This is a genomic window from Bradyrhizobium sp. CCBAU 45389 (genome assembly GCF_028128625.1).
Classification (GTDB): domain Bacteria; phylum Pseudomonadota; class Alphaproteobacteria; order Rhizobiales; family Xanthobacteraceae; genus Bradyrhizobium; species Bradyrhizobium liaoningense_B.
The window spans coordinates 516670-529684 of record NZ_LBIY01000097.1 but is presented as its reverse complement, the minus strand read 5'-3'; the positions used below and the strand labels follow the sequence as shown (position 1 = coordinate 529684).

The 13015-nt window shown below is 65.1% G+C and carries 11 protein-coding genes; 8 read left to right on the top strand and 3 right to left on the bottom strand.

Annotated features, from left to right (window positions below):
• The first annotated feature begins 209 nt into the window (after positions 1-209).
• From XH79_RS35470 to XH79_RS35450, 5 genes are all read left to right on the top strand, one after another.
• On the top strand, positions 210-1640 hold the full coding sequence (locus XH79_RS35470; protein WP_271584679.1) for an efflux RND transporter periplasmic adaptor subunit: 1431 nt from the start codon (positions 210-212) through the stop codon (positions 1638-1640).
• On the top strand, positions 1637-2359 hold the full coding sequence (locus XH79_RS35465) for an ABC transporter ATP-binding protein (RefSeq protein WP_271584678.1): 723 nt from the start codon (positions 1637-1639) through the stop codon (positions 2357-2359). The genes XH79_RS35470 and XH79_RS35465 overlap by 4 nt, the downstream gene beginning before the upstream one ends.
• On the top strand, positions 2356-3579 hold the full coding sequence (locus tag XH79_RS35460) for an ABC transporter permease (protein ID WP_212345799.1): 1224 nt from the start codon (positions 2356-2358) through the stop codon (positions 3577-3579). The genes XH79_RS35465 and XH79_RS35460 overlap by 4 nt, the downstream gene beginning before the upstream one ends.
• 51 nt (positions 3580-3630) lie before the next feature.
• A complete protein-coding gene (locus XH79_RS35455; protein WP_271584677.1) occupies positions 3631-3948 on the top strand; it encodes a response regulator transcription factor in 318 nt (105 codons plus the stop codon).
• 989 nt (positions 3949-4937) lie between these two features.
• Positions 4938-6791: an alkaline phosphatase family protein gene (locus XH79_RS35450; protein ID WP_271584676.1), complete on the top strand. Its 1854-nt coding sequence runs from the start codon at positions 4938-4940 to the stop codon at positions 6789-6791.
• Between the two features lie 56 nt (positions 6792-6847).
• Here XH79_RS35450 and XH79_RS35445 read toward each other — a convergent pair whose 3' ends face one another.
• Positions 6848-7420, bottom strand: coding sequence for a hypothetical protein (locus XH79_RS35445; protein WP_212345806.1), 573 nt, complete (start codon positions 7418-7420; stop codon positions 6848-6850).
• 382 nt (positions 7421-7802) lie between these two features.
• On the opposite strand from XH79_RS35445, the gene XH79_RS35440 reads away from it, so the two are divergent.
• Positions 7803-8462, top strand: a complete 660-nt coding sequence (locus tag XH79_RS35440; protein WP_057751633.1) for a peroxiredoxin — start codon at positions 7803-7805, stop codon at positions 8460-8462.
• Between the two features lie 51 nt (positions 8463-8513).
• Here XH79_RS35440 and XH79_RS35435 read toward each other — a convergent pair whose 3' ends face one another.
• The gene (locus XH79_RS35435) at positions 8514-10244 is read right to left on the bottom strand and encodes a methyl-accepting chemotaxis protein (protein WP_271584675.1); all 1731 of its coding nucleotides are present in this window, start codon (positions 10242-10244) and stop codon (positions 8514-8516) included.
• 169 nt (positions 10245-10413) lie between these two features.
• Between XH79_RS35435 and XH79_RS35430 the strand changes: the two genes are divergently transcribed.
• Positions 10414-11805: a cryptochrome/photolyase family protein gene (locus XH79_RS35430; RefSeq protein ID WP_271584762.1), complete on the top strand. Its 1392-nt coding sequence runs from the start codon at positions 10414-10416 to the stop codon at positions 11803-11805.
• A 66-nt stretch (positions 11806-11871) separates the two neighbouring features.
• The gene (locus XH79_RS35425; RefSeq protein ID WP_212345810.1) at positions 11872-12159 is read left to right on the top strand and encodes a histone; all 288 of its coding nucleotides are present in this window, start codon (positions 11872-11874) and stop codon (positions 12157-12159) included.
• 61 nt (positions 12160-12220) lie between these two features.
• Here XH79_RS35425 and XH79_RS35420 read toward each other — a convergent pair whose 3' ends face one another.
• Positions 12221-12964, bottom strand: coding sequence for a hypothetical protein (locus tag XH79_RS35420; RefSeq protein WP_212345812.1), 744 nt, complete (start codon positions 12962-12964; stop codon positions 12221-12223).
• Between the last annotated feature and the right edge of the window lie 51 nt (positions 12965-13015).

The following is a 13015-nucleotide window of genomic DNA, read 5'->3' as shown; positions in this document are numbered from 1 at the left end:
TCGTATCGATACGACGGGTATGCATTTTCGGCAAATCACGAAACGTCGCACCTGCGGATTTTACTTCTGGATGATGCCGCGCACCCGACCGTCGCCCCGGCGAGGACGACATACTGACATTCGATACTACCTTAGATAATTTACAACCATAGCGAGCTTGCCACTTTTTCCCGATTCCCCGAAGCCATTTCAATCAGGCGAGTTCTGATATGCGATTTGTGCCAGCAATTGCCTTGCTCGGAACTGCATGCGGCCTTGCTGCGATCTACGCCGCGGCGCCGACCGTCGTCGCCGGCGCCGCCGGGAGCGCGGCAGACAAGGCGGCTCACGCCTATGACCAGACCAGGCGGCTGCTCGTGCCCCGCGGCCGCGAGCCATCGACCTTCGGGTCGGACGCGCCCGTGTTCCGCTATGCCGCGATCCAGCGCGGCAGCATCGAACAGACCGTCACCGTCACCGGCGCCCTGCAGCCGGTCAAGACGATCGAAGTGGGTTCCCAGCTGTCCGGGCAACTCGCCCGCGTCTATGTCGACTTCAACGACACCGTCGCCAGGGACCAGCCGCTCGCGCTGATCGATCCGCGCAGCTTCGCGGCCAAGGTCGACGAAGCCAGGGCTTCGCTCGCGGTCGCCAATTCCCTGGTCGACATCGCGCGCGCCAAGCTCGATCGCGCCAAGATCGATCTGCAGAACGCCAAGGGCAGCCGCGACGTGCTCGCCGCCAAGCTCGAGAGCGCCCAGGCGGTCAAGACCTCGGCCCAGAAGACCCTGCAGCGCAAGCTGGCGCTGCAGTCGCAGAACGTGGTGGCAACGACGACGGTCGACGACGCCCAGACCGAGTTCACGGCGCGTCTCGCCCAGGAGCGCGAGGCGGAGGTCCTGATGTCTCTCAACTCCTACTCGGTGGATGGGGCGCAGGCCGATGTCCGCCGCATCGAAGCCGAGCTGCAGCAGGCGCGCATGGCGGTGCCGGAGAAGGCGGCCGTTCTCGCCGCGGCCCAGGCCGATCTCGACCGCACCGTGATCCGTTCGCCGATCGACGGCGTCGTCGTCGGCAGGTTCGTCAACGAGGGCCAGACGCTCGCGGTCGGGCTGGAGTCGCGCACCACCTTCGTCGTCGCCCACCGCCTCGAAGACATGGAGATCCATGCGCAGGTCGATGAAGCCGATATCGGGCGCATCGCCCCCGGTCAACGCGCCCATTTCACGGTCGATGCCTACCCCGACCGCCGCTTCGAGGCCGTGGTGCGGCAGGTGCGCAAGGCACCGCAGACCCAGCAGCACGTCGTCACCTACACAGTCGTGCTGTCGACCTCCAATCTCGACGGTGCGCTGCTGCCCGGCATGACCGCCCTGGTGAAGATCGTGATCGAACGGCAGGACGACGTGCTCAAAGTGCCGCTCGCGGCGCTGCGTTTCCAGCCGTCCGGCACGCGGCCGGACTCAGGCAGCGCGCATAGCGGGGTGTGGGTGCGGACCGCCAGCGGCTCGCTCCAGCGCATCGCCGTGACGGTCGGCGCGGCCGGCACCGAGCAGGTCGCGCTCAAGAGCGGCGATCTCGTCGAGGGCAGCCAGGTCGCCGTCGGCCAGGCGATCCGGCCGGCGGGCATGGAGTTCCTCGGAATCAGGTTCGGATCATGACCGCCCTGCCCCTCATCAGCCTCCGCTCCGTGTCCAGGACCTATCGCACCGACGGAATAGCAGTGACCGCGGTGCGCAACGTCAGCTTCGACATCGCGCAAGGCGAGATCGTCGCCGTGATGGGACCGTCGGGCTCGGGCAAGTCGACGCTGATGAACATGATCGGGCTGCTCGACCTGCCGAGCGAGGGCGCGGTCCATTTGGAGGGCGCCAACGTCGCCGAGCTCTCCGAAGATCGCCGCTCGTCGCTGCGTGCCCGCAGCATCGGCTTCGTGTTCCAGTCGTACAACCTGCTCGCGCGCCACAATGCGATCGAGAACGTCGCGCTGCCGCTGGTCTATTGCGGCATCAACCGCAAGGAACGTCTGGCCAGAGCCGAGCAGAGCCTCCAGGCCGTCGGCATGCTGCACAGGGCCCATCACTTCCCGCGGCAGCTCTCCGGCGGCGAGCAGCAGCGCGTCGCGATCGCGCGCGCGCTGATCGCCTCCCCGCTGATCGTGCTCGCCGACGAGCCGACCGGCGCGCTCGACAGCCGGACCGGCGCCGAGATCCTGGCGTTGTTCGCAGCCCTCAACCGGAGCGGCCAGACCATCGTGATGATCACGCATGATCCCAGCATCGCGACGCAGTGCCGGCGCACGATCCGCCTGCATGACGGCGAGCTCGTCAGTGACGAGACGGTCGCGGAGCTGCTGCCGAGACGGAGCGCTGCGTCATGACGATGCTCCAGGGATTTCAGATCGCCTTGCACGCCCTGCGCCTCAACCCGCTGCGCAGCTTCCTCACCATGCTCGGCATCGTGATCGGCGTCGCCTCCATCGTGACCGTGTTCGCGATCGGCTCCGGTGCACAGCTTCGCCTGCAGGAACAGATCCGCTCGATCGGCGCCAACGTGCTGATGATCACACCGGGCGCGGTCTACCAGGGCGGCGTGCGCCTCAAGGACGGCAGCAAGCTGACGATGACCGAGGGCGACGTGCAGGCCATCCTCGAGCAGATTCCGGAGATCCAGGCCGCCGCCGGCTCGCTTGCCGGGACGGCGCAGGTCATCCACGAGGGCAAGAACTGGAACACCACGATCAACGGCACGACCACCGGTCACTTCATGGTACGCGACTGGCAGCTCGCGTCAGGGCGCTATTTTTCCGGCGCGGAAGAGTCGGGCGCCGGCAAGGTCGTGATCCTCGGCAGCACCGTCGCGCGCGAGCTGTTCGCGCCGGGCGACGATCCCATCGGCGCGCAGATCAGGATCATGAAGGTGCCGCTCGAGGTGGTCGGCGTGCTCGATCGCAAGGGCCCGGCGCAGGACGACGTCGCCTTCGTGCCGCTCAGCACCGCCAAGCTCCGCTTCCTCGGCAGTGCGAGCAACATCAACCGGGATTCGGTCGCCTACATCATCGCCAAGGTGGCCGCGGACGGTCAGATGGCGGGCGCACGATCGGAGATCGAAAGCCTGCTGCGGCAGCGGCACCGCGTCCCGGCCGGCCAGGAGGACGACTTCAAGGTCCAGGATCCGGCCGCCGCCATGGAAGCGCAGCAGGGCGCGATCCGTACCGTGGCGCTCCTGCTCGTCGCCATCGCCTCGGTCTCGCTGCTCGTCGGCGGCATCAGCATCATGAACGTGATGATCGTGTCCGTCACCGAGCGCACGCGGGAGATCGGAATCCGCCGCGCGCTCGGCGGACGGATGCGGGACATCCGCCTGCAGTTTCTCTGCGAGGCCCTCGTGCTCTGCCTTCTCGGCGGTGCCATCGGCGTCGCCGGAGGCATCACGCTCTCGATGACGGTCGCCCGCATGGCCGGATGGGTCACTTCGATCGACGGCGAGGCGATCGGCCTCGCCCTCGCCTTCTCGATCGTGACCGGCCTCATCTTCGGGTTTTATCCAGCCCACAAGGCATCCAGGCTCAGTCCGATCGAGGCGCTGAAGACGGAGTGAGACGATGCCGGGGGCGGCGACATCAAGTAGAAGAGCAGGAAGGAGCCAGTCATGAGCCCGGGTCAGAAGGATTCGATCACACCGACACCGCGCGAGCGTGAGCTGATGATGTTGATCGCGCGGGGGCTGCAAAACAAGAACATCGCCTACGAGCTCAAGATCTCGGAGAACACGGTGCGGGCCCATATCGGCAACATCATGCGCAAATACCACCTCCAGAACCGAACCCAGATCGCGATCATCTATGCGCTCAAGACCGTCCCGTTGGCGCTGCGGCGCGATCTCACCAGGAACGGGGCCGGCCCGGCAACGGTGAAGCCGCCACAGGCGCTGGCGCCGGATCCGCGGGTACCGACCGCGCCGGAATAGCCACAACCCCTTGCGCAGCCCGTCGGGCAAAACACCCAAGCCCGGGGTCAAGAGAGCAGCATCGAAATAATTCTCTTTATTAGAATTCGGATTTTTATTAGAACTTTACTCACTCCGGCCCAAGGAAGAGGGGCGCATCGCGATCGTCACGACACGCGGGCTGGACGGCGGTGGACGCGGATGGCGTTGGCGCGAACGGGTTTGCAGGGCGGGAGACCGTGAGCAAGGACCTCGCGCATACGACCGGTGCCATCAGCGTACGGCAAAATCGTGTGGTCCTGACGCCCGGGGTCTGTGCGTCAAGTCTTGCGGTGATGTGAGCGGCCCGACCGGACCGGCACATCAGTCATCCGCATGGCGACGGGGGCAATAGTGCATCGCTCCCCGGGGAGATCACGACATAAGCCGTAAAACCACTGCGCAGGGAAGGCCGGATGTTTGGCTTCACCTGTATGCCGCTGTGCAAAATTCTTTGTTGCCACCTTTCGCACAGTGGACCGTGGGTGCCCGGCCGGCACCCGGTCTTCCCTGCGCCCTCTTTCGATTGAGGGGCAGACGACGAGGTAAAGCTCGGGCGAAATGAGCCGCGAGAGCGCGAAGCTGTGTCTGCGAGGGAAACGCGAATTGACAATCCAGAGTCCCTCCGCAGAGGCATTCTGGATTGTTTCGCTGCGCTCGCAATGACGGCGTGGAGGCTCTGCGCACAACAACTTCGCTCTCGTGCCCCGGACGCAGCGCAGCGTCTCTTCGACGGTGCGCTGCAGAGCCGGGGCCCATGTCACAGCGAACCGTGCCGCCACCTGGGTCCCGGCTCTGCGCAGCAACGCTAAGGGCGTTGCAGCGCGTCCGGGACACGAGACAGACCCGCCCCCTCCCTAGCCCTCTTGCATCAACAACAGGCCTTGTAACAAAACTGTCATACAGCAAAACTAAACGATTGCCGGGGGCCGCGGTCGGCGGCCATGCCGCCTCACCGCCAGGAGACTTCCATGCGCCGCTCACTGTTGTTGCTGTCCGCCGGACTGACAGTGCTGTCCACCGGACTTGCTTCCGCCCAGAACAATACCCCCCGCAACCTGATCCTGTTCATTCCGGACGGCCTGCGCGCGCTGAAGGTCACCTCTGAAACCGCGCCGGCGATGGCCGAGGTCCGCGACAAGGGCGTCAACTTCAAGAACCCGCACTCCCTCTTCCCGACCTTCACCATGGCCAACGGCTCGGCGATGTCGACCGGCCATTATCTCGGCGACACCGGCGTGTTCTCCAACACGATCTGGACCAACTACACCTCGGTGCCGGCCGGCGACACCGTGGTGCCCTTCATCGAGAACGACGCCGTGCTGGGCGACATCGACGAGCATTTCAAGGGCGACTATCTCAACGAAGAGACCATTTTGAAGATGGCCCGCGACAAGGGATACAGCACCGCTGCGCTGGGCAAGCATGGTCCGACCTACCAGTTCGACCACACCGACAAGCCCGAGAAGCCCGGCCTGCATTCGATCGTGTTCGATGACGCCACCGGCGGCAAGAACGGCGTCGCGCTCTCTGACGAGGTGAAGGCGGCACTGACCAAGGCGGGCCTCCCTCTCGCCACGCCGCCGCGCGGCGACAACTCCAAGGCGGGCGATGCCAAGACGCCGGGCACCACGGTTGCCAATATCGCGCAGCAGGCCTATTTCGCCGACGTCGCGGCCAAGGTGGTGCTGCCGATGTTCAAGGCGCGCAACAAACCGTTCGTGCTGGTGTTCTGGTCGCGCGATCCCGACGGCAGCCAGCACAACACCGGCGACAGCCTCAACCAGATCCTGCCCGGCATCAACGGGCCGACCTCGATGGCCGGCATCAAGAACGCCGACACCAACCTCGCCCAGCTCCGCAAGGCGCTCGACGAGCTCGGCCTCGCCGCCTCGACCAACATCATCGTCTCGGCCGACCACGGCTTCTCGACCATCTCCAAGGAGAGCAAGACCAGCCCCTCGGCCAAGGTCAGCTATGACGACACGCCGAAGGACTTCCTGCCGATGGGCTTCCTGGCGCTCGACCTCGCCAAGGCGCTCGACCTGCCACTGTTCGACCCCAACGACAAGAACGCGAAGATCGAGGGCAACAAGCATCCCAAGGCCGGCAACGGCGTGCTCGGCAAGGATCCGGAGAAGCCCGACCTCGTCGTCGCCACCAATGGCGGCTCAGACCTGGTCTATCTGCCGAACAAGGACAAGAAACTGGCGGCGAAAACCATCAAGGCCTTGCTCGAGCAGGACTACGTCTCCGGCCTGTTCGTCGAGGACTCTCTCGGCCGCTTCCCCGGCACGCTGCCGCTGTCGAGCATCAACCTGCGCGGCAAGTCGGCGACGCCGACGCCGTCGATCGTCGTCAACTTCCGCTCCTATGCCAGCGATTGCGGCGAGGCGCCGACCAACTGCTCGGTGCAGGTCGCCGACACCGTGCTGCGTCAGGGCCAGGGCATGCATGGCAGCTTCAGCCGCGGCGACACCATGAACTTCATGGCCGCCATCGGTCCGGACTTCAAAGCCGGCTTCGTCGACGAGCTGCCGGTCAGCAACGCCGACGTCGGCATGACCGCAGCGCAGCTGATGGGCCTGCGCGGCTCGCAGAACGGCGGCCTGGTCGGCCGCGTGATGTCGGAGGCCCTGCCCAACGGTATCGTGCCGAAGGCCTACAAGGCGGTCGAGAAGTCGAAGATGTCCGAGAACGGCCTTCAGACCGTGCTCAACGTCCAGCGCGTCGGCAGCCAGCGCTATTTCGACGCCGCCGGCTTCCCCGGCCGCACGCTGGGCCTCGAGCCCAATGCCGGCAAACAAAAAACGGCGGGGAAATAACCCCGCCGTTTCCTCACGTCCTCAAGTGACGCGCAAAATCTTACATGCCCAGTCTCTTACATCCCAATGTCGAACACGTTCGGCAATTGGCCCGCCAGGGGCAGCGCGGTGGCGCCGAGGAACGTCGCCACCATCGCCATCAGGCGACGGTTGTTCTGGCGCTTGCCGCGCATCTGGCCGGCAATCCACTCCAGCATCTCGCTGTTGACCTTCGAGGCGTAGGACGGCGCCCAGCTCTCGATGTCGGTGTCGGCCGACAGCGCGACGCTGCGCGGCGGCACCTTCAGGCCCGAGGCGCTTGCGGCATAATGGGCAACGGCCTTGGCGAGCAAATCGTCGAAGCGGCCGCCATCGGTGCGTTCGGTCGCGGCCTCGTTGATCTCAAACAGGACCTCGGCCTCGGTGCGGCTGACCGGCTGGTCGTTGACGGCGGTCGCGGTCAGGATACGGGCGCACCAGGCGGTGTCATCGGCATCAAGCGAGCGGGAAAAGTGGACCCGGCCCTTGGTGGTCGGGCCTTCGCCCGTGATCACACCGTCGCGGACGATGGAGAGTGCGTGGGCCGCGGTATCGCGGCAGGACGGTTCGAGGGACGGCGACTCAACAGACTTAGGCGCAGCGGCAGACATAGTTCACTTCCAGATTTCTTCTGATCGGCCAGCATTTTCATGCTGGCGTAAAGGGGTGGTTAATGATTCGATACGGGGATGGCGACTTTTCTCAATGGTTGCCGATTAGTCGCTACGAGGACCATTTCGGTTCCGGAGAGCGTCGGGCGAGCGTGATGCGAGTCATAAAAGGCTTTATCGCGGCAATCGAGACCGGTGGAGATGTTTCGCCGCAGGTGCCGCTGTAACAGAAAAGTGCTAGGAGATCGGCTCTTCAGAGAAAGAATTCACATTTTACTTCAAGCGGTTCAGTCAGCGTTCACTTAGCCTCGCCAAGCCCCTATACTGGCGGCGACGGCCACGGACAAATTCTTAAGTAAATTCAATGCGATGAGGTAGAACCATGACACTTCCGATTGGCACCACCGCCCCCGACTTCGAAGCCGAGACCACCGAAGGGAAGATCAAGTTCCACGACTGGATCGGCAACAGCTGGGCCCTCCTGTTTTCGCACCCCAAGGACTTCACGCCGGTTTGTACGACCGAGCTCGGCGCGCTCGCCAAGCTGAAGCCGGAATTCGACAAGCGCGGCGTCAAGCTGATCGGCCTCTCGGTCGATCCAATTGATCGCCACGCCAAATGGGCCGAGGACATCAAGGAGACCCAGGGCGCCGCTCCCAACTATCCGCTGATCGGCGACACCGACTTCAACGTCTCGAAGCTGTACGAGATGCTGCCGGCCTCGACCTCGGGCGATCCCCTCACCCGGACGCCTGCCGACAACCAGACCGTCCGCAACGTCTTCATCATCGGGCCGGACAAGAAGATCAAGCTGGTGCTGGTCTATCCGATGACCACGGGCCGGAACTTCCAGGAGATCCTGCGCGTCATCGACTCGCTCCAGCTCACCGCCAAGCACCGCGTCGCGACCCCGGCCGACTGGTCGCAGGGCGAGGACGTCATCATCGCCGGCTCGGTCTCCAACGACGAGGCCAAGACGATCTACCCACAGGGCTGGAAGGAGCCGAAGCCCTACATCCGCATCGTGCCACAGCCCAAATAACCAACTCATCCCGGGGCGCGCAAAGCGCGAACCCGGGATGACTACCTTGAATTACGCCGCGTGCACGCGGTCGAGGAAGCTGTCGACCTCGGCCTTCAGGTGCAGGCTCTCACCCGACAGCGCCTGGGCGGAGGCGAACATCCGGCTCGACGTCTCGCCGGTCTCGCTCGCACCCTTGGCGGCATGACGGACATTGACCGCGACATCGGCGGTGCCTGACGCCGCCGCGCGAACGCTGGCCGCGATGTTGTGGGTGGCGCTCCGCTGCTGCTCGACCGCAGCCGAGATCGAGCCCGCGATGCCGCTGATGCGCTCGATGGTCTGGCCGATCCCCTTGACGGCGGTAACCGACTCCTCGGTCGCGAGCTGCATGCTGGCGATCTGGTTCGATATCTCCTCGGTCGCCTTCGCGGTCTGCCCAGCAAGCGTCTTGACCTCCTGAGCCACGACCGCGAAGCCGCGGCCGGCATCGCCGGCGCGCGCGGCCTCGATGGTGGCATTCAGCGCCAGCAAATTGGTCTGCTCGGCGATGGAGGTGATCAGCTTGACGACGTCGCCGATGCGCGCGCCCGCCTCGGAGAGCTGCGCGATACGCTGGTCGGTGGCCTCGGCCTGCCGCACCGCTTCGGCGGAGATTTGGTTCGACTCCTGCACGCGCCGGGTGATCTCGGAGATCGACTGGGACAGCTCGTCAGAGGCTGCGGCCGCCGAGCGGACATGCTCGGAAGCGTCCTCGGAGGCCCCGGCCGACCGCGCCGAGAGATCGGCGGTGGAGCGCGCGGTGTCGGTGAGCTGCCGCGCAGCCCGTTCGAACTCGCCGGATGAGCTCAGCACCTTGTCGAGGATGCCGCCGACGCTGCCGCGGAACTCTTCGACGAAATTGCGCAGCTCCGCCTTGCGCTGCTCGGCCGCGGCGGCCGTGGCCGCGGTCTGCTCGCTGCGCAGGCGCGCCCGCTCCAGCGAATTGCTCCTGAAGACCGCGACCGTGCGGGCGATCTCGCCGATCTCGTCGGCGCGGTCCTCGCAATCGATCTCGACGTCGCTCTGGCCGTTGGCAAGCGCCGTGAGCGAGCGCGTGACCGAGCTGAGCGGCTTGGTGACGCGGCGGACGATCAGCAGCGTGAGGACGAGGACCAGCAGCGCGGCCAGCGCGGCGGCTATTGCCATGCTCTCGATCGCCTGCGCCAGCATGCTCTCGAACTGGGCCATGGGAATGCCGACATAGAGAATGCCCGCGACCTTGCCGGCCGCGTCCATGACCGGGAAATAGGCGGTCATGAAGGACTTGCCGAACAGGACGGCCGGGCCCTTATAGGCCTCGCCACGGCGCAAGCCCGCCTGCGCCGGATGATCGGCGGCAAGCTGGGTCCCGACGGCGCGGTCGCCATTCTCCTTCTTCACGTTGGTCGAGCGTCGCACGAACTGCCCGCTCGCATCGTCGAATACGAACAGGGTCGCGTTGCCGCCGACATAGGACACCGCGCGATCGACGATCGCATGGTCCTTGAAGTCGGGCATCCTGGGGACCTCGGCGCGCACGACCGCGCCATCCCGCACCGTGATCTTCACGTCCGGAGCCGTCTCGGCCAGGGCCAGCGCCAGGGTGCGCAAATTGACCTCGATGTCGCGCAGCGCGCGATCATTGAAGGCGGACGTGAGCGACCAATAGCCGGCGCCGACCACCAGCGCCGTATTCACGGCGATCAGCAGCACGGCAGACAGGACAGCCTTGGTGCCGAGCTTGAACTGCGGCAGGAACTTTGCCGTTGAAAGGTTGGACATGAATGGAATGACCCCCGTAATTCTTGCATAATCGTGCAATCGGCTTACGGCCGCATTAACGAGGGTTCACAGCGCCGCGAGCGGCATGCTTTCCAAATCGTAAACGAGGCCCCGCCTGACCACGCCAAGCGCGCCGCCCGTCATCGTCTGGTTCCGCGATGACCTCCGCCTGTCCGACCATCCCGCCCTCCATGCGGCCGCGAAAACCGGCACACCGGTGATCTGCCTCTACGTCCTCGACGATACGGTCGGGCGAGTGCCGGGCGGCGCGGCACGCTGGTGGCTGGCGCACTCGCTGCGGGCGCTCGGCGCCGAGATCGCCGCGCGCGGCGGATCGCTGATCCTGCGCAAGGGACCAGCGGCCAGGGTAATCCCCGACCTGGCGCGCGAGAGCGGCGCCCGCGCCGTTTACTGGAACGGGATCGCACAGGCGCCGCACCAGGCGGTTGAGCGGCAGCTCGAAGCTGCGCTTTCAAAGCGCGGCGTGGCCTCGCAAATCTTCCCCGGCGATCTCCTGGTGTCGCCCTCGGCGATCCGCAACAAGGAAGGCCGGGGCCTGCGCGTATTCACGCCGTTCTGGCGGCGGGTGTTGTTGCTCGGCGATCCGCCAAAGCCCCTGCCCGCACCAAAGGAGCTGCGCACCGGTCCGAAGATCGCGAGCGACATGCTGGAGAGCTGGAAGCTCGAGCCGAGCAAGCCTGACTGGGCCGGCGGCCTGCGCGAGACATGGACGCCGGGCGAGGCCTCGGCTCGCACGCGCCTGCGCGACTTCCTCAAGCACACCGCCCGGACCTATGTCGGCGATCGCGACCGCCCCGACCGCGACGGCACCTCAGGCCTCTCGCCGCATCTGCGGTTCGGCGAGCTCAGCCCGCGACAGGTCTTTCACGCCGCGCAGTTCGCTGCGGCCGAGAATCCGGCGCTCCGACCCGGCGTCGACAAATTCCTGAGCGAGCTCGGCTGGCGCGAATTCTGTCGCCACCTGCTCCACGACCATCCCGACCTCGCCACCGAAAACCTGCAAACGAATTTTGACAGCTTTCCATGGAAACCGGACAAGAAGGCGCTCGCCGCCTGGCAGCGCGGGGCCACCGGCTATCCAATCGTCGATGCCGGCCTGCGCGAGCTCTGGCACACCGGCGTGATGCACAACCGGGTGCGGATGGTGGTGGCGTCCTTCCTGGTCAAGCACCTCTTGATCGACTGGCGCGATGGCGAGAGCTGGTTCTGGGACACGCTGGTCGATGCGGATGCCGGCAGCAATCCCGCCAACTGGCAATGGGTCGCCGGCTGCGGCGCGGACGCTGCGCCCTATTTTCGCGTGTTCAATCCGCTCCTCCAGGGCGAGAAGTTCGATCCTGACGGAGCCTATGTCCGGCGCTGGGTGCCGGAGCTGAAAGCTCTGCCGGCAAAGCTGATCCACCAGCCCTGGCAGGCGACGCCGATCGAGCTGGCCAGCGCCGGCATCACGCTCGGCAAGACCTATCCGCAGCCGATCATCGATCATGCGAGGGGACGCGAGCGCGCGCTCGCTGCCTACGCAAAGATCCGCAAAGGTTGAGCGTTGCTTTGACACAATTGTGAAACCCGCTATCGTCATCGCTCCATACAAACCGTGGGGGACGATATGGACGACGAGAAGCCGATCACCGAACAGGCGATGGAGACGATGACCACCGCCGTGGAAGCAACCAAGGACGCCGCTGTCACCGCCGCCAAGACGGTGAGGAAAGCCGCCAAGAAGGTTGCGAAGAAAGTAGCGCCGAAGAAGGCAAAGAAGGCCAAGAAATCTTCGAAGAAGGCTGCAAAGAAGTCGTCGAAGAAAGCTGCCAAGAAGACCGCGAAGAAGGCGGTGAAGAAATCCGCGAAGAAGGCCGCCAAGAAGAAAAAGAAGGCCAAGAAGTCCAAGCGCTGATCGCAGCAACGGAAGCATGTCTCCGGGTGCGGGCGCGCCCGGAGACTGCTCCTGCAATACCCTACCCTCGCTTCTTGGCGGCGCGCCGGCCCGGGTGATGCTTGCCTTGCGGATCGCGGAATTCACTGCGATGACCGCGCCGGTCCTCGCTATTGAAGCGCCGCCGCTTTGCCGGCGAGCCGAACGCCTTGATCACCTTCCTGCCGTTGACCTTCTTGATGACGTAGCCGCCCTCGGTCATCGAGAACGGCTCCTTCAAGGTCCCCTTGTGGTCGAACTTGGTGCCGCGGGGATGGCGGAACGGCTCGAACCAGGACGGGTACACGAAGTTCGACATCTCGAAACGGCCGACGCGGAAGGAGTCCTCCTCCACCGCGTCGCAGACCTCATAGGCATATTGGGTGTTCGGGTTCTTGTCGGCCCAGAGATTGGCCATGGGGTCGAGCACCATCTCGAACAGCTCATGCGAGGCCGCCACGCTGAGCGGCTCCTCGCCCAATGCCTTGACGAATATCTTCGAGATCGGCTGACCGCAGTGGGTCAGCTCGTGGCGCCCGAGCATGTTCTTGTGCGAGGCGTCGTCGAAATAGACCAGCTGCCAGTCGGCCGGCGTCGGCTTCCGGGTGACGTAAAGGTCGACCGGATAGCCCCACACCGGCAGGAAATGCTTGTCGTAGCATTCTTGCAGTGCTGCGGTGAGCTCGGCCATTTCGCGGCCGCTGATCGACTCCGCCGCGTAGTTGATGCAGGCAATCCGGACCGGCTTCAGGGACCGGCCAAGCAGCGCGCGTCTCGCCTTCTTCATGGAAATCACCGCGTGAAAGGGGAAGCTGAAATGTGCTCAGCCTAACATGGA